Annotated in this window: 17 protein-coding genes; 12 read left to right on the forward strand and 5 right to left on the reverse strand. The window is 68.7% G+C overall.

Translation table 11 applies throughout. The annotated features are described in order from the left end of the window. Window positions 1-8: 8 nt before the first annotated feature. The 4 genes from WU80_RS07390 to WU80_RS07405 all read left to right on the forward strand — a co-directional run bounded on the left by WU80_RS07390 (window position 9) and on the right by WU80_RS07405 (window position 4,564). Window positions 9-1,469 carry a bifunctional aminoglycoside phosphotransferase/ATP-binding protein gene (locus WU80_RS07390; protein ID WP_156349495.1) on the forward strand — a complete coding sequence of 487 codons (1,461 nt, stop codon included), beginning with the start codon at window positions 9-11 and terminating at the stop codon, window positions 1,467-1,469. 105 nt (window positions 1,470-1,574) lie between these two features. Continuing rightward, window positions 1,575-2,564, forward strand: coding sequence for a hypothetical protein (locus tag WU80_RS07395; RefSeq protein WP_055402133.1), 990 nt, complete (start codon window positions 1,575-1,577; stop codon window positions 2,562-2,564). Between the two features lie 25 nt (window positions 2,565-2,589). Further along, on the forward strand, window positions 2,590-3,693 hold the full coding sequence (locus WU80_RS07400; RefSeq protein ID WP_055402135.1) for a 3-oxoacyl-ACP synthase III family protein: 1,104 nt from the start codon (window positions 2,590-2,592) through the stop codon (window positions 3,691-3,693). Next, window positions 3,677-4,564: a 3-oxoacyl-ACP synthase gene (locus WU80_RS07405; RefSeq protein ID WP_055402101.1), complete on the forward strand. Its 888-nt coding sequence runs from the start codon at window positions 3,677-3,679 to the stop codon at window positions 4,562-4,564. The genes WU80_RS07400 and WU80_RS07405 overlap by 17 nt, the downstream gene beginning before the upstream one ends. Window positions 4,565-4,661: 97 nt before the next feature. On the opposite strand, the gene ppsA is transcribed toward WU80_RS07405, so the two are convergent. Further along, window positions 4,662-7,067, reverse strand: a complete 2,406-nt coding sequence (gene ppsA / locus WU80_RS07410) for a phosphoenolpyruvate synthase (RefSeq protein ID WP_055402103.1) — start codon at window positions 7,065-7,067, stop codon at window positions 4,662-4,664. 245 nt (window positions 7,068-7,312) lie between these two features. On the opposite strand from ppsA, the gene WU80_RS07415 reads away from it, so the two are divergent. After that, complete coding sequence (locus WU80_RS07415) at window positions 7,313-8,695, forward strand: wax ester/triacylglycerol synthase family O-acyltransferase (protein WP_055402105.1); 1,383 nt, start codon at window positions 7,313-7,315, stop codon at window positions 8,693-8,695. On the opposite strand, the gene WU80_RS07420 is transcribed toward WU80_RS07415, so the two are convergent. Both WU80_RS07420 and WU80_RS07425 read right to left on the reverse strand, forming a co-directional pair. After that, complete coding sequence (locus WU80_RS07420) at window positions 8,690-9,364, reverse strand: PAS and ANTAR domain-containing protein (protein WP_055402107.1); 675 nt, start codon at window positions 9,362-9,364, stop codon at window positions 8,690-8,692. The genes WU80_RS07415 and WU80_RS07420 overlap by 6 nt on opposite strands. Window positions 9,365-9,427: 63 nt before the next feature. Continuing rightward, window positions 9,428-9,877, reverse strand: coding sequence for an Hsp20/alpha crystallin family protein (locus tag WU80_RS07425; RefSeq protein WP_055402137.1), 450 nt, complete (start codon window positions 9,875-9,877; stop codon window positions 9,428-9,430). Between the two features lie 147 nt (window positions 9,878-10,024). Here WU80_RS07425 and WU80_RS07430 point away from each other — a divergent pair, with 147 nt between their 5' ends. Beyond that, complete coding sequence (locus WU80_RS07430) at window positions 10,025-10,396, forward strand: helix-turn-helix transcriptional regulator (protein ID WP_055402108.1); 372 nt, start codon at window positions 10,025-10,027, stop codon at window positions 10,394-10,396. Window positions 10,397-10,467: 71 nt separating this feature from the next. Beyond that, window positions 10,468-11,004, forward strand: a complete 537-nt coding sequence (locus tag WU80_RS07435) for a DUF1360 domain-containing protein (protein ID WP_055402111.1) — start codon at window positions 10,468-10,470, stop codon at window positions 11,002-11,004. Between the two features lie 7 nt (window positions 11,005-11,011). Here the strand turns inward: WU80_RS07435 and WU80_RS07440 are convergent, their stop codons facing one another. Then, window positions 11,012-12,322, reverse strand: coding sequence for an NAD(P)/FAD-dependent oxidoreductase (locus tag WU80_RS07440; RefSeq protein ID WP_055402113.1), 1,311 nt, complete (start codon window positions 12,320-12,322; stop codon window positions 11,012-11,014). A 242-nt stretch (window positions 12,323-12,564) separates the two neighbouring features. Between WU80_RS07440 and WU80_RS07445 the strand changes: the two genes are divergently transcribed. From WU80_RS07445 to WU80_RS07465, 5 genes are all read left to right on the forward strand, one after another. Next, the gene (locus WU80_RS07445) at window positions 12,565-13,302 is read left to right on the forward strand and encodes a GAF and ANTAR domain-containing protein (protein WP_369808501.1); all 738 of its coding nucleotides are present in this window, start codon (window positions 12,565-12,567) and stop codon (window positions 13,300-13,302) included. Window positions 13,303-13,342: 40 nt separating this feature from the next. Continuing rightward, window positions 13,343-14,524, forward strand: coding sequence for a zinc-dependent alcohol dehydrogenase (locus WU80_RS07450; protein ID WP_055402118.1), 1,182 nt, complete (start codon window positions 13,343-13,345; stop codon window positions 14,522-14,524). A 69-nt stretch (window positions 14,525-14,593) separates the two neighbouring features. Continuing rightward, window positions 14,594-16,744: a glycogen debranching protein GlgX gene (glgX, locus tag WU80_RS07455; protein WP_055405742.1), complete on the forward strand. Its 2,151-nt coding sequence runs from the start codon at window positions 14,594-14,596 to the stop codon at window positions 16,742-16,744. A 125-nt stretch (window positions 16,745-16,869) separates the two neighbouring features. Then, window positions 16,870-18,624 (forward strand): sensor domain-containing diguanylate cyclase, encoded by a 1,755-nt coding sequence (locus WU80_RS07460; RefSeq protein WP_055405620.1) that lies wholly within the window; start codon window positions 16,870-16,872, stop codon window positions 18,622-18,624. A 91-nt stretch (window positions 18,625-18,715) separates the two neighbouring features. Further along, window positions 18,716-19,483 (forward strand): SDR family oxidoreductase, encoded by a 768-nt coding sequence (locus tag WU80_RS07465; protein WP_082460019.1) that lies wholly within the window; start codon window positions 18,716-18,718, stop codon window positions 19,481-19,483. A gap of 112 nt (window positions 19,484-19,595) precedes the next feature. On the opposite strand, the gene WU80_RS07470 is transcribed toward WU80_RS07465, so the two are convergent. Beyond that, complete coding sequence (locus tag WU80_RS07470) at window positions 19,596-20,564, reverse strand: aldo/keto reductase (RefSeq protein ID WP_055405743.1); 969 nt, start codon at window positions 20,562-20,564, stop codon at window positions 19,596-19,598. Window positions 20,565-20,574: the final 10 nt, after the last annotated feature.

Below are 20,574 nucleotides of genomic sequence, written 5' to 3' on the forward strand. Positions count from 1 at the left end.
CCGCCGCCGTGCCGTTCCTCGATCTGCACGAAACCCACACTGGCGTCGTCATTCTCGCCGGCGACCGCGCATACAAAGCCAAGAAGCCGGTGCTGACCGACTTTCTCGACTTCCGCGCGCCGCAGCAGCGCGAGCACGCCTGCCGCCGGGAGGTCGAACTCAACAGCCGGCTGTCGCCGGACAGTTACCTCGGGGTGGCGCATCTGTCCGATCCGGCCGGCGGGCCGCCCGAGCCGGTCATCGTCATGCGCCGTTACCGCGACGAAGAGCGCCTGGCGGCCATGGCATTTCGCGATTCGGGCCAGTCCGTTCGGGACGCGCTGGACGCGATCGCCGGCGTGTTGGCCCGGTTTCACCGCCGCGCCCAGCGGGGCCCGATGATCAGCGCCCAGGGCGAGGCGGAAGCGATCGAACGCCGCTGGTGCGACAACCTTTCCGAACTCCGGCGCTATGCCGACGCCTCGACACCGGGCGTCTCCGCCGAAGCCGTGCCGCGGATCGAGCACCTGGCCACCGAATTCATCACCGGTCGAGCGGCGCTGTTCAAGAACCGCGTCGAGGACGGGCGCATCGTGGACGGCCACGGCGACCTGCTCGCCGACGACATCTTCTGGGTGGACGCGAAACCGGCGCTGCTCGACTGCCTGGAGTTCGACGACCAACTGCGCTACGTAGACGGCATCGACGACGCAGCCTTCCTGGCAATGGATCTCGAGTTCCTGGGCCGCAACGACCTCGCGGTGCATTTCCTCGAGCGCTACGCGCACCATTCCGGCGACACGGCGCCGCCGTCGTTGCGCGAGTTCTACATCGCGTATCGCGCCGTGGTCAGGGCGAAGGTGGATTGCGTTCGACAGTCACAGGGAAAGACCGCGGCGGCCGAGGACGCCGCCCGCCACCTGGCCATCGCAACGGCCCACCTGCGAACCGGCACGGTTCGCCTGGCCCTCGTGGGCGGCAACCCGGGCACCGGGAAGTCCACCGTGGCGCGCGGGCTGGCCGAATCGTTTGACGCGCAGCTTATTTCCACCGATGACGTGCGCCGGGAGCTTCGAGACTCGGGGGCCATCGCCGGTGCGCCCGGTGTGCTGAACGCTGGGCTCTACAGCCCCGACCAGGTAGCGGTCGTCTACGAGACCGCCCTCCGACGCGCGCGGCAGTTGTTGGGCGAGGGGCACTCGGTGATCCTCGACGGCACCTGGCGCGACCCGCGCACGCGCGAGTCGGCCCGCCGGCTGGCCACCGAGACGCATTCGGCGCTGGTGGAATTCGTGTGCGCGGCGACGGCCGACCTTGCCGCCGAGCGGATCAAGACCAGGCCCGCGGGCAATTCGGAGGTGACACCGGAGATCGCCGCCGCCCTGGCCGCCGGGCATGCCGACTGGAACGGTGCGCACCGGATCGACACCTCCCGCAGACCCGACCTCGTCGCTCGCGAGGCGCGCGACCTCTGGACGCGTGCGACGTAACAGCCGCAGGTCCCAACGTCCCGGCCGTCGGGGACCAACGGCCCTGCCCGCACCCGCCGCATGGGGCATACAGTTTGCCTCACCGGAATCGACGAAGTGGTGACGATGGATGCGAAAGTGCCGACCGAGCAGGTCATCCGGGACACGGTGACGCTCGCGTGCCGCGCGCCGTCGCTGCACAACAGCCAGCCCTGGCGGTGGGTGGCCGACGGCGGCAGGCTGCACCTGTGGGCCGACCCGCACCACGCGATGCACGCCACCGACCACACCGGTCGGGAGCTGATCCTGAGCTGTGGCGCCGTCCTCGACCACCTGCGGGTCGCCATGGCCGCCGCGGGGTGGGAAAGCGTCACCGAACGATTTCCCACCGAGGGCAGACCGGATCACCTTGCGAGTGTGGGCTTTCTGCCCGTGGCGAACGTGACGGCGCAATGCCGGCTGCGGGCCGATGCGATCCTCCGCCGCCGCACCGACCGGCTTCCCCTGGCCGCACCGAACGCGTGGCCCACGCTGCATTCGGCCCTGAGCGCCGCGGTGACCCCCTACGAAGTGTCGCTGGACGTGGTCGACGACGACGAGCGGCCGAGACTGGCCGAGGCGTCGCGGCTCACCGAGCAGCTGCGCCGAACCGATACCTCCTACCTGAGCGAATTGCGTTGGTGGACTTCGCCCTTCGAAGCGAACGCCGACCGCGTGCCGGAAAGCGCCCTGCTGTCGAGCTCCGAGGCCGCGCGCGTCGACATCGCCCGCGCCTTCCCGCCGGCGGGCGGGGGCCGCCGCCGCGCCGCGATCGAGGTGGACCACTCCAAGATCGTGGTCCTGTCCACCCGTCACGACGATGCGCCGGTCGAAGTGCTGCGCTGCGGTGAGGCGCTGTCGGCGGTGCTGCTCGAATGCACCCTGGCCGGCATGGCGACCTGCACGCTGACGCACATGACGGAAATATCGCTGAGCCGCGACATCATCAGGCAAGTCACCGGCGGCTCCGGCCAGCCGCAGCTGCTGATCCGGGTCGGCCGGTCACCGGCCAAGGACCCACACCCGCAACCCACCGCCCGGCGTCCGGTGACCGAAGTCCTCGAGATGCGTGGGTGACCCACATGCCAAGGAGGTGCCATCGATGACTCGGCACTGGCTCGTGATGGAAGCAACCGGGGAGGGCGGTGCGGCCCCCTTCGTCGCGCGAGTCGCGGCCGCGGGCCGGCATCTGCCCGGGACTCACCTGAGCACCGACGAGCTGATGGCGTCCACCCGCCACCGCACCCACATCGACCTGGAACGGCTGACCGGGATCCGCGAACGCCGGGTGTCGGTGGGCGACGAGGATTCCTACACCCTGGCCAGCTCGGCGGCGCTGAACTGCCTGGCCAGCGCCCAGCAGGATCCGGCGGCGCTGGACGTGGTGATCAGTTGCAGCATCACCAAGTTCCGCGACGGGCTGACCCAGTGGCTCGAGCCGACCATGAGCAGCGCCGTGGCGCGAGGGATCGGGGCGGTGAACGCGATGACGTTCGACGTGTCCAACGCGTGCGCCGGAATGCTCACGGGCGTAACGATTCTGAATAACTGGATCCGCCAGGGCGTCGTCGAGCGCGGGCTCGTCGTCAGCGGCGAGTACATCTCGCAGCTCAGCAACAACGCGGCACGGCACATCCGCAACATCATGAGCAAGGAGCTGGCCTGCCTGACCCTGGGTGATGCCGGCGCGGCGCTGCTGCTGGAGCGGGCGCCGGCCGGTTCGGCCGGCATCGCCCTGGCCGGCTTCACCACCGTCGCCGACTACAGCCGGCTGTGCCTGGCGTATCCGCAGGGGGACGATCCGGGCGCGCGGATGTTCACCAACTCCCGCGCCATCCAAAAGGCCGCAATCGCCGACACCCCGGTGCTGTTGACCGAAGTGCTTGACACCGTGGGTCTTTCGATTCACGACATCGACCACGTCATCACCCACCAGACGTCCGCGCGCGCCATCCGCAAGGGAATGGTCCGGATGTCGGAGGTGTTCGGCGACAGCCCGCGCCACGACGCGGTGATCACCGTCGACCGCTACGGCAACACCGCCTCCACGACCCACACGGTGGCGCTCGTCGAGGAACTCGAGGCCGGGCGGATCAGGCCAGGGGAGCGAATCGCGTTGCTGGCGTTGGCCTCCGGGCTGGAAATCGGCGTGGTCTTGTTGACCCTGGACGAGGATGTGGTGAGCCGCTATGGGCACGGTGATTGATCGGATCGACGTCTCGCATCCGCGGCTGCGGGGCCGCCACAGTGCGTTGCACCTGGCCGTCGTCGCCGCCAAGGACTGCCTGAAGCGGGCCGGATGCGAGGCCAAGGACCTCGACCTCGTGGTCAACGCCGGCATTTACCGCGACCGCAACCTCGGTGAGCCGGCGCTCGCCGCACTGATCCAGGACGACATCGGCGCCAACCCGGAGGACCCGCACGCCGGCGGCCATGGCACGTTCTCCTTCGACATCGCCAACGGCACGTGCGGGCTGCTGACCGCGCTGCAAATCGTCGACGGGTTCATGCGCAGCCGCGCCATCCGGCGCGCGCTGGTGGTCGCCAGCGACGCCGACCCCGGGCACGGCATGAGCGAGCACTTCCCGTTCTCGGCCGCCGGCGCCGCGATGCTGTGCGGCTGGTCCGACGACGACGACGGTCTCAGCCGCGTCTCCTGGGTGACCGACCCGAGTGAAATCGGCGATGAAACCTTCAGCGCCACGGTCGGTTTCGCCGACTCCCGCAACGTCCTGCGCTTTTCGGAGTCGGCGGCGCTGGACGAGCGGATGGCCGCGGCGGCCGGGCGGGCGGTGACCGCGTGCCTTTCCGAGCAGGCGGTGCTGCTGTCCGACGTCGACGCGATCGTCGCCGCCCCCGCCCGGCCCGGATACCGCACCGCGCTGGCCGCCCGGCTGGGCGTGCCGGTCGAGCAGATCGGCGTCGCCGACGGCGAACGCATGCATACCACCGCCCTGGCCGCCGCGTTCGGGCAGCGGGCGCAGCGGTTGCCGGCGGGCGCGCGGGTGCTGTTCGTCGCGGCCGGGGCCGACGTCGTCGCCGGCGCCGCCCTCTATCGCCAGCCGCCGCGGCCCTGAGGTTCCCCGCGACCTTCCGCGAGATTGCGCTCAGGGTCGTGGATGCGCCCCCAACCACAGCCGTGACGGCAATCTCGGCGGGACGGCGCGCGGAGCCTTACTGCAATTGCACGGCTCGCTCGAGGTCCAGGACCTGCCGGGTGGTCTTGACCACCACGTCGGGGTTCAGGCTGATCGAGTCGATGCCGCAGCGAACCAGGAACTCGGCCATGTCGGGGTAGTCCGACGGCGCCTGACCGCACAACCCGGAGTGAATCCCGTTGCGGCGGCAGCCCTCAACGGCCAGACGGATCATCTCCTTGACTCCCTCGTCGCGCTCGTCGTAGTCGAAGGCCACGATCTCGCTGTCCCGGTCGACCCCGAGGGTCAGCTGGGTGAGGTCGTTGGACCCGATGGAGAACCCGTCGAAGCGCTTGGCGAACTCGTCGATGAGGATGACGTTGTTGGGGATCTCGCACATCGCGTAGACCTTGAGCCCGTTATCCCCGCGGCGCAGACCGTGTTTGGCCATCTCCGCCAGGACCAGGTCCGCCTCGGCCACCCGGCGCACGAACGGCACCATCAGCACGACGTTGGTCAGGCCCATCTGTTCGCGCACCCGCTTCATCGCCCGGCACTCCAGCGCGAAACCTTCGGCGTAGGCCGGGTGCGCGTAGCGCGAGGCGCCGCGGAAGCCGATCATCGGGTTGCTCTCGGCCGCCTCGAAGCCGCTGCCGCCGACCAGGCTGGCGTATTCGTTGGTCTTGAAGTCCGACATCCGCACGACGACGGGCTTGGGCCAGAAGGCGGCGGCGATGGTGCCGATCCCTTCCGATAGGCGCTCCACGAAGAAATCGGCGCCGTCGGAATAGGCGTACGTCAGCGTTTCGATCGTCCGCCGGGCCTCGGCGTCGTCCACCCGGTCGGGGTGGAGCAGGGCCAGCGGGTGCACCCGGATGTACTCGTTGATGATGAACTCCATCCGGGCCAGCCCCACGCCGTCGTTCGGCAGGAACGACGTCTTGAACGCCAGATCCGGGTTGCCGAGGTTGAGCATGATCTCGGTCTGCGGGCGCTCCTGGTCGGACACCTCGGTGTGCTCGACGCGAAAGCCCAACTCGCCGCGGTAGACCCGCCCCGTGTCGCCCTCCACGCACGACACCGTGACGAGCTCGCCGTCGGGCACGCTCGTGGTGGCGTCACCCGCGCCGACGACCGCGGGGATGCCGAGCTCGCGGGCGATGATCGCCGCGTGGCAGGTGCGCCCGCCGCGGTTGGTCACGATGGCCGCGGCGATTTTCATGATGGGTTCCCAGTCGGGCGTGGTGATGTCGGCGACCAGCACGTCGCCGGGCTGGAACTCCGACAGCTTCCCGAGGTTGTCCATCCGCCGGGCGACGCCCGTGGCGACCTTCTCGCCGACCGAGCGGCCCTCGGCGAGCACCTCCTTGCGTTCGGCGCCCTTGCCCTCGAGCACGTAGCTTTCGATCGTCGTCTGGCTGCGCTGCGAGGCCGCGGTTTCGGGGCGCGCCTGGACGATGTAGAGCCGCCCGTCGAGACCGTCCTTGGCCCATTCGATGTCCATCGGCCGCCCGTAGTGGGCCTCGATGGTGCAGGCGTACCCGGCCAGCTCGAGCACGTCGTCGTCGGTGACGCAGAACCGGGCGCGGTCGGCCTTCGGGGTGGGGATGTTGCGGACGGTGTTCTTGGTCTCGCCCTCGACGTAGATCATCTTGACCGCTTTGTCCCCGATCAGCCGGCGCAGCACGGCCCGGTGGCCGGCCTGATACGTCGGCTTGTGGACGTAGAACTCGTCGGGGTCGACGGCGCCCTGCACCACGTTCTCGCCGAGCCCATAGGCACCGGTGATGAATACGACGTCGTGGAAGCCGGATTCGGTGTCCAGGGTGAACATCACCCCCGACGAGGCGAGGTCGGAGCGCACCATCTTCATCACGCCGATGGAAAGCGCCACCTTGAAGTGGTCGAAGTCCTGGTCGATCCGGTAGTGGATGGCCCGGTCGGTGAACAGGCTCGCGAAACAACGGCGGCAGGCGTCCAGCAGGCTCTCGGTGCCCTTGATGTTGAGGAAGGTCTCCTGCTGGCCGGCGAAGCTGGCGGTCGGCAGGTCTTCCGCGGTCGCCGAGCTGCGCACGGCCAGGCTGACGTCCTCGCCGTATTCCTCCTGAAGCTGCCGGTAGGCGGCCGTGATCTCGGCGGCCAGCTCCGGGGGAAGCCCTGCGCCGTAAACGATTTCGCGGGCCCGCTTGCCCTTGCGCGCCAACGCGGTGACGTCGTCGGGGTCGAGGTCGTCGAGCGCGGCGTGCAACGCGTCCCAGGCGCCGGCGCTGTCCAGTACGTGCCGGTAGGCCTCGGCGGTGATCGCGAACCCATGCGGAACCCGAACGCCCTGTCCGGTCAGCTTCTGGAACATCTCGCCCAGCGAGGCGTTCTTCCCGCCGACCAGCGGGACGTCGGAGATGCCGATCTCCTCGAAGAAGCGGACGTAGGTGAAATCGCTCATGGTGTTCTTCCTTCGGGGGGTTGCGTCAACACGCTTCGTCGATGCGGCAGCGGACGTAGACCGGGCGGCGTTCGCGGAGTGTGCGGGAGGCGGCGGCGAAAGCACCTGCCTCGCTGCTCAATTGATCTCCTCCTCACCCCCCAGACGATATGCCCGGGGGCACGCGGCCACAGCCGCCGTTTGGCCTCAGTAGTTGGGGACTTACGGCCCTGCCACCAGCGCATTGCGGCGCGGAAAGTGGCATCGTGGAGCAATTGACCGCCCTGGACGCCGGCTTCCTCGAGGTCGAGGACTCCGACCCGCATGTCAGCCTGGCGGTGGGCGGCGTCTCGATCGTGGCGGGGCCCGCGCCCACATACCAGGAATTTGCCGCCTCGTTCGCCGAACGGGTCGCGACGATTCCGCGCTGCCGACAGGTCCTGCGGACCCATCCGCTGGACCTGCGGCCACCGGACTGGGTGGACGACCCGCACTTCGACCTCGCGCGTCACCTGCACCGCATCGCGGTGCCGCAACCCGGCGGCGACGCCGAGCTTTTCGAGGTGATCGCGTCGCTGATGGAGCGCCGGCTCGACCGCGAGCGCCCGCTGTGGGAGTGCTGGATCATCGAGGGTCTCAGCGAGGGCCGGTGGGCGGTGCTGACCAAGATCCACCACTGCATCGCCGACGGCATCGCGACGACGCAGCTGTTGGCGAAGTTCAGCGACGACGGCGACCGCGACACCTTCGCCTCCGACGTCGGCGCCGGCAAGAAGCCGGTCCCGGCGCAGACGGGCGTGTTCAAGGTAAGCCTCAACCCGTTGAGTTGGGTGAGCGGAATCGGCCGGGGCGCCCTCGGTGCGATGACCGCGGCCGAACACGCGGCGATCGGAGCCGCGGAGCTGGCGGCCGGCTTGCTGCACCCCGCCCCGGAATCGTCGTTGAACGGACCGGTCACCACCATGCGCCGGTACAGCGCGGCCCGGGCCCGATTGGCCGACATGCACAAGGTCGCCCGCGCGTTCGGGGTCACGCTGAATGACGTTGCGCTGGCGGCGATCACCAGCAGCTATCGCGAGATCTTGCTCGCGCGCGGGGAACGTCCCGGCCACGAATCGCTGCGCACGCTGGTTCCCGTCTCCGTTCGCGCGGTGGACCACTTCAACGTCGCAGGCAACCGCGTCTCGGCGATGCTGCCGCTGTTGCCCGTCGACGAGGCGGACCCGGTGCGTCAGCTGAAGCTGGTGCACGACCGGCTCTCCCACGCCAAGTCCAGCGGTCAGAGCGAGGGCGGCAGCGCGATGGTAGTGGCGGCCAAACGCACCCCGTTTGCCCTGTCCGCGTGGGCGATTCGCTTGCTCTCGCGGTTGCCTCAGCGGGCGGTGGTCGCGCTGGCCACCAACGTTCCGGGCCCACGGAGCCGGCAGCGGCTGATGGGCCGTCCGGTGCTGGAGCTGCTGCCGATCCCGCCGATCGCCCTGCAGGTGCGCACCGGCGTCGCGATGCTCAGCTACGCAGACACATTCGTCTTCGGCATCACCGCCGACTACGACACCGCGCCCGACATCGACGCGCTCGCCGACGGCATCGAGAAGGGCATGGCGCAACTGGTGGCGGCCGCCGGTACCCGGCGCCGCAAGTCGTCATGACTGATGGTTGACGCGCTCGTGCGCGGTCAGCAATAGGTGGTCGAACTCCGATTGGGCGTCCAGGCGCGCGCCGACGCCGCGGAAGTCGTCGGCGATCTGTTCGGCGAGCGGCCGAAGCTTGATATTCGCTTCCTGCGAAAGCCATTTGAGCAACTCGAAGGCCGCGTCGGCGCTGATGCCGTAGACCAGCATCAGCATGCCCTTGGCTTGCTCGATGCCGGCCCGGTTCGAGTTGATCTCGGCCAGCCTGGCGCTGACGAGTTCCTCGTTGGTATGCCCCGGCGCGGGGGTGACGTCGATGTAGAACCCGTGGGTGCCGACCACGTCGCCATCGTCGTCGAATAACCGGTCACCCACCACCACGACGTGCCGCACGTTGCCGCCGGTGTCGACGATCCGGTGTCGCGTGCTGAACGCCTGGCGGGTGTTCACGATCTGGTTGATGGTGGCCGCGACCTGCCCGCGATCGTCCGGATGCTTGTGCGAGAGCACCAGTTCGGTGGTGGGCGTCACGGTGCCCGGCTCGTACCCGTGCATCCGCTGCACCTGCTCCGACCACTCCCAGCGCTGATCGGTGAAGTAGAAGCGGAACCAGCCGGCCGGTTGCGCGGAACCGCCGGCCAACGCCCGTTCGACGTCGACCGTTTGACCGTCCAGTTCCCATTTCATTGCGCATCCCGTTCCCGGGGGGCGGCGGCCGTTTCAACACGGGCCGCCGCCCCCCGCGGCCGATCAGGCGTTGATGACCTCGCGCTGCGAGGCTTTCTCGTCGATGGCCGAGTGCGCGTCGCCGCGGCCGACGGTGATCTTGCGCGGCTTCGCCCGTTCGGCCACCGGAATGCGCAGGCGCAGAACGCCTTCGCGGTAGGATGCCTCGATCTTGTCGGTATCGAGGTTGTCGCCGAGCACCAGTTGCCGGCTGAACACCCCGCGCGGACGCTCGGTGGCCAGCATCTCGCGGTTCGGGTCAAGGGCCGGGCGCTCCGCACGCACGGTCACCACGTTGCGCTCGATGTCGATGTCGAGCGATTCGGCATCGATGCCGGGCAGGTCGAACTCGACGACGAATTCCTCGCCCTGGCGCCAAGCGTCCATCGGCATCACCGCCGGCCGGGCGGCCGTACCGAACACCTGGTGGGCAAAGCGGTCGAGGTCGCGGAAGGGGTCGCTACGCATCAGCATGGTGGTCACCTCTCACTCCAATCTAGGCTGTGGTCCGGTTCTTACCTATGTCCAATGACATAGATTTTATATAGCACCGTCGACACTATGCCTGCAAGTGTGATAAACAGATTTTCTAAGGCAGTTCGTTTCGAGGGGGAGCGGGTGATGACCGACCAACGCGGCGATTCCGGCGCCCCGGCGCCCGATCACGGCGTGTACGGCATCTCGGTGGCCGCCGAGCTTTCGGGCATCCCGGTGCAGTCGCTGCGCCTGTACGAGCGTTATGGACTGCTCACGCCGGCGCGCAGCAACGGCGGAACCCGGCGTTACAGCAACGACGACCTGGCCCGGCTCAAGCGCATCAGCGAGCTGGTCGACGCCGGCGTCAACCTGGCCGGCGTGGCCCGCATCCTCGATCTCGAGGACCACAACGCGACGCTCTCGGCCGCCAACACCGACCTGCGGTCCACCAACCGCACGCTGCGCAAGGCCGCCAAAACCGCGAAGCTCGCCGAGGCCGGCGCCAACGACCCCTGACGGCGGCCTCGGATTGCGCCGACCGACATCGGGTACACCCCCTGCTGTGCCTTTGAGTTGAAGGAGATGCGATGGCAGAGGTGGCGGAGGCCAAGGCCCAGGTGGTCGACGGAGCGCGGCGCGAGGCCGACGCGTACCGCGGAGAGGCGCCCCAGCCGCTCGGCGGCTACCTGGCGGTGCTGATGATCTACGGCGTCGTGGTGGCCGCCGCGACCGCTGCCGCGCTGCTCACCGGGCGCACGCTGCCGCCCCGCTGGCGCATCCAGGACCTCGTCTTGGTGACGCTGGGCACCCACAAGCTCTCGCGGACCGTGACCAAGGACGCGGTGACCAGCCCCTTGCGGGCGCCGTTCACCCGCTACGCGGGGACGGGCGGCCCGGCGGAGGTCAAGGAGGAGGTCAGGGACGAGAGCCAGCTGCGGCACAGCCTGGGGGAGCTGTTGACCTGCCCGTTCTGCCTGGACATGTGGGTGGCGACCGGCTTCGCCATAGGCCTGGTCTTCGCCCCGCGGTTGACCCGCTTGATCGCCGGCGTCTTCACCGCACTGGCCGGTGCCGACTTTCTGCAGCTCGGCTACGCGATGGCCCAGAAGTCGGCCGAGGGCTGAGCCGCCCTCAGCCCGTCTTCGGCATCGGGATGCCCTCGCTGGCCGCGAACTGCGAGTCCTCCTCGGAGGCCAGGCCGATGGAAACCACCGACCGGTTGAACAGCAGGTCGGTCAGGTAGGCCAGCGACACCGCCCACCGGTTGACGCCCCGCGGGATCGCGTACAGGTGGTAGGCCCGGGTCACGAATTTCGCCGGCAGCCCCGACAGGTGGATGTTCAGCGGGTTGGCCACCGCATGCCACGGTCCCAGGTCGACCACCAGGCCCAGGTTGCGGTGCTTGTACTGCTTGGGAGTGCCGTGACCCAGGCTGGCCGCCACGTTGCGGGCCAGCACCTTGCCCTGCCGGGTGGCGTGCTGGGCGGTCGGCGGGGTGATCTTCCCCGGTTGGGTCAGGTCGGGAACCGCGGCCGCGTCGCCGGCGGCGAACACGTCCGGGTGGTCCGGCACCTGCAAGTCGGCCTGCACCTTGAGCCGGCCCCGCTCGGTCGGTAGTCCCAGATCCTGGATCAGCGGCGCGCCCGTGACGCCGGTGACCCACGCGACCGTGCGGGTGTCGATGCGCGAATCATCGCTGAGCACAACGTGATCGGCGTGCGCTTCCTTCAGCGTGATGCCGAGGCGGACGTCGATGCCGCGCCGGCGGAGCACCTTCTGCGCGGCATCGCCCAGTTTCTTGCCGACCTCGGGCATCACCTGCTCCGCCAGATCGAGCAGCACGAACCGGACCGTGGCGGGATCGAAGCGCATCTGTTTGGCTGCCGCGTCGGCCAGCGCGCGCAGCTGGGTCACCAGTTCGGTGCCCGAATAGGAGGCCCCGACCACGACGACGGTGCGCCGGGCCGCGGCCACCGCCGGGTCGTCCTCGATGTTGGCCAACTCCAGCTGCTCCACGAAATGGTCGCGAAGGTAGAGCGCCTCGGCGGTGGTCTTCAAGCCGCGCGCGCAGGTCGCCAGACCGGGCACGTCGAATAATTTGGTCACCGAGCCCGGCGTGAGCACCAGCCGGTCCCAGGACATGGTGTGGCTGCGTTCTTCGGGATCGCAGTAATTCAGCGTGCGCTGGGCGAAGTCCACCCCGTCCACGCGGCCGCGCACGGCGCGCACCCCCTTGAGGGTGTTGGCCAGCGGGATCGCCACGAAGCGGGCATCGGCGACCCCGCCGGCGACGTCGGGCAGCAACGGGGTGTACAGCATGTAGTCCACGGGAGAGACGATCGTGATGTCGGCCTGCGCGCGCCGCCGGCGCAGAATGCGGGCCAGGCGGTGCGCGCAGGTGAATCCGGTGAAGCCGCTGCCAACGATCACGATTGAGGTCACCAAGCCGAGTGTAGGAGGAATCGGGGGACCAAGCGCCGTCCCGCTTCGTCGGGCGACGGCCACTGCGGCAAAAAGTCTTGGTTATCAACGACTTACGCGCGTCGTCGGCGGAACGTAGTGCCGGGCCGCCTGGGCCGGCCTAGAGCTTCGTTCTATGGCCCATAGACTTCGTTTCCGGGGTAGACAGGTAAGCGTGTCGCCGGAAAGATGGGACAAGCGAGGTCGAGACCTCGAAATTGCGCATGCCCGAATTGGCCCGGAGGGGTAAGGCCGTGCAACAGGACAGCGAGGTAATCGTCGCCCAGCTGGCGAAACTGGTCGCCAGCTTGGAGCACGACGAAACCGATACCGATGTCGGCTTGCGCGAACTGATCCACAACGGCGTCCAGCACGTGGCGGGCTCCCAGTACGCGGGGATCACGCTGGCCGAGAAGAGCAGGGCGGTCACGAACGTCGCCGCCACCCACCGGTACCCCGTCGTCTTGGACGCGATACAGGACCGGTACGGGGAGGGGCCGTGTGTGGAGGCGGCCTGGCGGCACCACGTGATGCACGTCGACGACCTCACCGTCGAGGAGCGTTGGCCGCGCTATCGCCGGCACGCGCTCGAACAGACCCCGATCCGGTCCATCCTGTCCTACGAGTTGTTCGTCAACCACGACAGCCTGGCCGCACTCAACTTCTACGCCGATCGGCCGCACGCGTTCCGCTACGAGGCGGTGGAACTCGGCGCCGTCTTCGCCACGCACGTCGCTTTGGCGTGGTCGGTGATGCAGCGACAGGACCAGTTCCGCAGCGCCCTGGCGTCGCGGGACATCATCGGTCAGGCAAAGGGAATCATTATGGAACGCTTCAATCTTGACGCCGTCGAAGCGTTCGAATTGCTCACCCGGCTCTCGCAACAATCCAACACCAGGCTCATCGACATCGCTCATGGGCTGGTCGAAAGCGAGCACCCGATCAAGCGCCGCCGGCGCTGACTGCGTTTCGGTGCGCCCCGGCGGGGTATGTGCTTTGCACATGAAGGCTGTCACCTGGCACGGCAAGCGCGACGTCCGGGTGGAGTCGGTGCCGGACCCGAAGATCGAGAAGCCCACCGACGCCATCGTCGAAGTCACGTCGACCAACATCTGCGGCTCCGATTTGCATCTCTACGAGATTCTCGGGGCGTTCATGAACCCCGGCGACATCCTCGGGCACGAACCCATGGGGATCGTGCGCGAGGTCGGCGGTGAGACGGGCGACCTGCGGATAGGCGACCGGGTCGTCATCCCCTTCCAAATCTCCTGTGGCAGTTGCTACATGTGCGGCCAGCAGCTCTATACCCAATGCGAGACCACCCAGGTGCGTGAGCAGGGCATGGGGGCCGCGCTGTTCGGATACTCGGAACTGTACGGCGAAGTCCCCGGCGGCCAAGCCGAACTGTTGCGGGTGCCCCAGGCTCAGTTCACGCACATCAAAGTTCCTGTGGGGCCGCCGGATTCGCGGTTCGTCTATCTGTCCGACGTGCTGCCGACGGCGTGGCAGGCGGTGGCCTACGCCGACATCCCCGACGGCGGCACCGTCACCGTGCTCGGGCTGGGCCCGATCGGCGACATGGCCGCGCGCATCGCGGATCACCTCGGCTACCGCGTGATCGCAGTCGACCTGGTGGCCGAGCGCCTCGGGCGCGCGGCGCAGCGCGGCATCCACACCATCGACCTGTCACGGCTCGACGCCCCGCTGGGGGACACCATCCGGGACCTGACCGACGGGCGGGGCTCCGACTCCGTCATCGACGCGGTGGGCATGGAAGCCCACGGCTCGCCCGCGGCCAAGCTCGCCCAGCAGGCCACCGGCATGTTGCCGGATTTCGTTGCCAAGCGGTTCATGCAGACCGCCGGCGTGGACCGGCTGCACGCGCTGTACTCGGCCATCGACATCGTGCGCCGCGGCGGAACGATATCGCTGATCGGTGTGTACGGCGGGATGGCCGACCCGCTGCCGATGCTCACGCTCTTCGACAAGCAGGTGACCCTGCGGATGGGTCAGGCGAACGTGAAGAGGTGGGTGGGCGACATCATGCCGCTGCTGACCGACGACGACCCGCTCGGCGTCGACGATTTCGCCTCTCACGTGCTGCCGCTGGACCAGGCCCCGCACGGCTACGACATCTTCCAGAAGAAGCAGGACGGCGCGGTGAAGGTCATGTTACGACCTTGAAAACCGTTTTGCTGCAAGGGCTTCCGAACCACCGTTTGGGTGAGGCCCCGGTAGGGTATTGATTGCGCCATGACATCCGCAGCAGCCTCCGCCCCCACGCCCACCGGAGAGGTGTGGCCGGGCCGCGCCTACCCGCTGGGCGCCACCTACGACGGGGCGGGGACCAATTTCGCCGTCTTCAGCGAAGTGGCCGAGCGGGTGGAGTTGTGCCTGTTCGACGCCGACGGCACCGAGAGCCGCGTCACACTGCCGGAGATCGACGGATTCGTCTGGCACGCCTACATCCCCAACATCGAGCCCGGTCAGCGTTACGGCTACCGCGTCTACGGGCCCTACGACCCCCAGCAGGGGCTGCGGTGCAACCCGAACAAGCTGCTGGTGGACCCCTATTCGAAGGCCATCGACGGCTCCTTCGAGTGGAACCAGGCCCTCTTCAGCTACAACTTCGGCGACCCCGACAGCCGCAACGACGACGACTCCGCCGCCTTCATGCCCAAGTCGGTGGTGATCAACCCGTACTTCGACTGGGGCAACGACCGTCCGCCGGACCACCAGTACGCCGACACGGTCATCTACGAGGCGCACGTCAAGGGGCTGACGCAGACCCACCCGGACATCCCCGAGCAACTGCGCGGCACCTATGCGGCGGTGGCGCACCCGGTGATCATCGAGCACCTCAAGGACCTCGGCGTCACCGCCATCGAGCTGATGCCGGTGCACCACTTCGCCAACGACTCCACGCTGGTGGACAAGGGCCTCTCTAATTACTGGGGCTACAACACGATCGGCTTCTTCGCACCCGACTTCAAGTACTCCAGCGCCACCTCGCCGGGCGGGCAGGTGCAGGAGTTCAAGGCGATGGTGCGCGCGCTGCACGAGGCCGGTATCGAGGTCATCCTCGACGTTGTCTACAACCACACGGCCGAGGGCAATCACATGGGCCCGACGTTGTCGATGCGGGGCATCGACAACGCCGCCTACTACCGGCTGGTCGACGACGACAAGCGCTACTACATGGACTACACCGGCACCGGCAACAGCCTCAACGTCGGGCATCCGCACGCGCTGCAGCTGATCATGGACTCGCTGCGCTACTGGGTCACCGAGATGCACGTCGACGGCTTCCGTTTCGACCTGGCCGCGACGCTGGCGCGTGAGTTCTACGACGTGGACCGGCTGGCCGCGTTTTTCGAACTCGTGCAACAGGACCCGACGGTCAGCCAGGTGAAGCTCATCGCCGAGCCGTGGGACGTCGGGCCGGGCGGTTACCAGGTCGGCAACTTCCCGCCCCAGTGGACGGAGTGGAACGGCAAGTACCGCGACGCGGTGCGCGACTTCTGGCGCGGCGAGCCCTCGACCCTCGACGAGTTCGCCTACCGCCTGTCCGGGTCGGCCGACCTCTACGAGCACACCGCGCGCCGGCCGGTGGCCTCGATCAACTTCGTCATCGCGCACGACGGGTTCACGCTGCGGGACCTGGTGTCCTACAACGAGAAACACAACGAGGCCAACGGCGAGGACAACAACGACGGCGAGAGCCACAACCGGTCGTGGAACTGCGGTGCGGAGGGGCCGACCGAGGACCCGAACGTCAACGCGCTGCGGGCCCGACAGCAGCGCAACTTCCTCACCACACTGCTGCTGTCACAGGGCGTGCCGATGATCTGCCACGGCGACGAGCTGGGTCGCACCCAGAACGGCAACAACAACGGCTACTGCCAGGACAACGAACTCACCTGGATCGACTGGTCGAAAGTTGACAACGGCCTGCTGGAGTTCACCCGGGCCGTGTCGGCGCTGCGCGCCAACCACCCGGTATTCCGCAGGCGCCGGTTCTTCTCCGGCAAGCCGTTGGGCCGCCGCGGTCAGGACGGGCTACCGGACATCGCCTGGTTCACCCCTGAGGGCGCGGAGATGACCGAGGAGGACTGGGGCGCGGGTTTCGCGAAATCCCTCGCGGTGTTCCTCAACGGGCACGGCATCCCCGACCGGGACGCCCGGGGCCAGCGGGTCCTCGATGACTCGTTCCTGCTGTGCTTCAATGCCCACTACGAGCCGATCGAATTCACCTTGCCGCCAAAGGAATTCGGCGCGGCCTGGCAACTCGTTGTCTTCACCGGTCCCGACGAGGAGACGCCCGCGGAGGAGGTGCCCGGCGGGGGCATGCTCACCGTGGACGCGCACACCGCCGTGGTGTTGCAAGCCGCCGACGGCGGCTGACCATCCCGGGATCGCCCGCCATCGAGGACCTTTCGCCCACGGATTGATTACCTTTTGCCCTCCGGCGCGGTCGTCGATCCGCGCACACTGACGGGCGCGCGCGGTGGGGGAGGAAGGGGCCGCCGATGGAGAGGCCGAGCCCCGACGCGTGCCTCAACGACGTGGCCTGGTGCCGGCGGATCGCCCTGCTGGTGGTGTTCGCCATCGCGACACTGACCTGGGTGGGCTGGGCGACGGGTATTGACCGACTGACCCGCATCCATCCGACCTGGCCGGAGATGATGCCGTGGACCGGGGCGTGGCTGGTCGCGCTGGACGCGGCGATTCTGCTCCAGTCGGGGCGCCCCTCGCGGGGGCGCGTGTGGGCCGGGCGAGGACTGGCACTGGTCGTGGGCGTCCTCGCCGCGATCGTGCTTGCGGAGTACGCCACCGGCAGGCCATCGTCCGGATTCGACGAGGTGTGGTTCGGTGACGCGGTCCGTGCGTCACGATGGAGCTGGCCGGGGCGGCCGAGCCCGCAGACAGGCGTGTCGGCGCTGTTCCTGGCGGCGGCCACCGGCCTGATACGAGTGGATCGTGGGACCCGCGTGGTCCGGCCCGCGTGCACCGCCGCCGGCGGGGCCATTCCGTTCGTCACCGTCGGTGCCTACCTCTTCGACGCGCTGGCGCTGGTGGGCACTTCGTCTTCGACCGGCCAGGCACTGATGACGGCGTCGGCGCTGTTGCTGGTCGCCGCGGCGACGGCGCTGGCGCGCCCGGATCGGTTCCCGGTCGCCTGGCTGCTCGCCCGCCCCGACCGGAAGTCGCTGCTTCGGTTAGCCGGCCTGCTCGCCGCGCTTCCGGTCGTCGTCGCGATATCGCGGCCGATCTTTTCGGGGCTCGGGGTCGGACCGCACGCCGAGTGGACCTTCTCGATTCTGCTGGGCACCCTCGTCGTCGGGGTGATCACTTTCTTGTTCATTCAGAACGAGCAGAAACTGCTGATCGAGAAGGAGTTGGTCAGCACCGAGCGTGCCGAGGCCGAGGCGCGATACCGCATCCTGGCCGACAACGCGGTGGACATCGTCGTGCTCCTCCGCGGTGACGAGGTCGTATGGGTGTCGCCGTCCGTGGAGGCCGCGCTGGGCCGGCCGCCGGACGAGTGGATCGGCCCAGGTTTCAACCGCCACATCCACCCGCAGGACATCGAGACGGTCGCCGCCGCTGTGGGCAGGGTCGCCGCCGGCGAATCGGTCGTGCAACGGTTCCGGATCCGCTCTGCCGACGGTGAATACCACTGGGTCGAGAGCCACGGCAAACCGTACGTCGACGCCGACGGCAACATCGACGGCATGATCGCGGCGGTGCGCGTCGTCGACGATCAGGTGAAGGCGGAGCAGCGCCTGGAGCGGCTCGCCCGGTTCGACACCCTGACCGGGCTGGCCAACCGGGCCGAGGCCCTCGGCCGGCTCGCCGCCGCGCTCGAGGAACCGCAACCGGTAGGGGCCTATGTCGGCGTGTTGTTTTGCGACGTCGACCATTTCAAGGAGATCAACGACACCTGGGGGCACGGCGTCGGCGACTCGGTGCTCGCGACCCTGGCGGCGCGGATCGAAGGAAGCGTTCGGCGCGGCGACACCGTCGGACGAACCGGAGGCGACGAAATCCTCGTCCTGCTGCCCGGTGTCCGCAGCGCCGACGAGCTCGCGCAGATCGCCGAAGAGATCCGCAGGCAGGCCGCCGAACCCATCCACGCCGCCGGCACGACGGTCTCGGCCACCCTGAGCATTGGCGCCACCCTTGCCCTACCCGGGGATTCGGTTGACACGATCACGGCCCGGGCGGATGAGGCCATGTACCGGGCAAAACTGGGGGACCGGAACACCGTCGTCCGGAATTAGCCAGCCCAGCCATCGACATGCGCCGGGTGATATCCGGTAGGTTCTTGCCGACGGCAGCTCGTTACAAGAGAGGGCAAATATGTCAAGGACAGTGGTAGTGGGCGCCTCGAGCGGGCTCGGTCGTTGCATCGGTGTCGGCCTGGCGCAGCGCGGCGATCAGGTAGCGCTGTTGGCGCGGCGCCGCGAGCGCATCGAGGCCGCCGCGCAGGAGGCGGGCCCGGGCGCGGTCGCCGTCGAATGCGACGTCACCGACGAGGCCTCGTGCCGGTCGGCGATCGAGAACGCCGCGAACGCGCTGGGCGGCATCGACAACGTCGTCTACACGCCCGCCGTCGGGCCCTTGGTGCGCATGGTCGAGACCGACGCCGCCACCTGGCGGCGCATCTTCGACACCAACGTCATCGGCGCGGCGCTGGTGACGGCTGCCGCGGTGCCGCACCTGACGGCCTCCGCGGGCAAGTCGGTCTATCTGTCCTCCGATGCGGGCACGTTCGGGCCGCCATGGCCGGGCCTCGGGGCGTACGGCGTCAGCAAGGCGGCGCTCGAGCGAATGGTCGACGCGTGGCGCGCCGAGCACCCCGACATCGGCTTCACCACCCTGATCGTCGGGGAATGCGCGGGAGGCGAGGGCGACGGGCAGACCGGAATGAACGTCGACTGGGACATGGACCTCGCGATGAAGGCCGTGCCGCTGTGGGCATCGCGCGGCTGCATGCCCGGCAAGCTGATGCCGGTCGAGGACCTCATCGACGTGGTGCACACGATCCTGCGGACGAACGCCGCGACCTCGATGCCGGTGGTCGTGGCGCGGGGCGCGCCGGCCAGTCCGGCCGCGTTCGCAGATTCCGCGCAGTCCTAGCCTCAGCGGCGATCGCGAGCGCAGCGAAGCCGGGCGCTGCGGGTCGCCGCCGTAGCCTCAGCGGCGATCGCGAGCGCGGCGAAGCCGGGCGCTGCGGGTCGCCGCCGTAGCCTCAGCGCCCGAGCTTCTCGCGGACCAGGTCGGTCAGGAAACGCCCGGCCGAGACCGGCCGGAACGCACGGGCCGCGCCGGTGAGCGCCTCGCGGGCGTCCGGGGGCAGGTCGATGTCGGCGGCGGCGACGTTGAACTCCAGCTGTTCGACGCTGGAGGCGCCGGGAATGGCGACCACGCCCGGATGGCTGATCAGCCAGGCCAGCGCGACCTGGGCGGGCTTGGCGCCGACGGTGGTCGCGACGTCGCGCAGCGTCTGCAGGAGCGGTTCGACGCGGCGCAGGTTCTCGGTGCCGAACAGCGAGTTCAGCGCCCTGATGCCGCCGGGGCGGTTATCCAGGCCGTACTTGCCGCCCAGCAGCCCCTGCTCGAGCGGGCTGTAGGCGATCACGATGCGGTTCTCCCGTTCGGCGAAGAGCACCAAATCCTCCAGCGCCCGGGCATGGGCCAGCGAAAAGTGGACCTGGTTGCTGACGACGGGCCGCCCGAGCGCGGCGTCGGCCTTCTGCCAGCGCGCCAGCGAGTAGTTGGAGACGCCGGCCGCGCCGATCTTGCCGCTCTCGAGCAGGTCGCGCATGCCCGGCATGATCACCGTGTCGGGAACCACCGGGTTGGACTGATGGATCTGGTAGAGCGGGATGCGGTCCAGGCCCAACCGCCGCGCGCTGGCCCGTTCGTGCTGCTTGATCACAGCCGGGAAGGGCGCGACCGGCATGATCTTGCTGGCCACCGCGACGTTGGCGCGCTCGTCGCCCAGCGCCTCGCCCAGAATCCGCTCGCTCTTGCCCAGCCCGTACACCTCGGCGGTGTCGAACAGCGTGACCCCCATGGCGAGGGCGCGGCGCACGATGTCACCGGCGGCGCCCGACGCGTACCCCTCCCCGTAGCCCCACTCACGAGACCCGAATTGCCAGGTGCCCAGGCCGATCCGGCTGACACGTCCCACGCCGTCGACGTCGAGATACTTCATGCGCCCAACC

Origin of the sequence: Mycobacterium sp. UM_11, from assembly GCF_001414075.1 — a bacterium.
Classification (GTDB): Bacteria; Actinomycetota; Actinomycetes; order Mycobacteriales; family Mycobacteriaceae; genus Mycobacterium.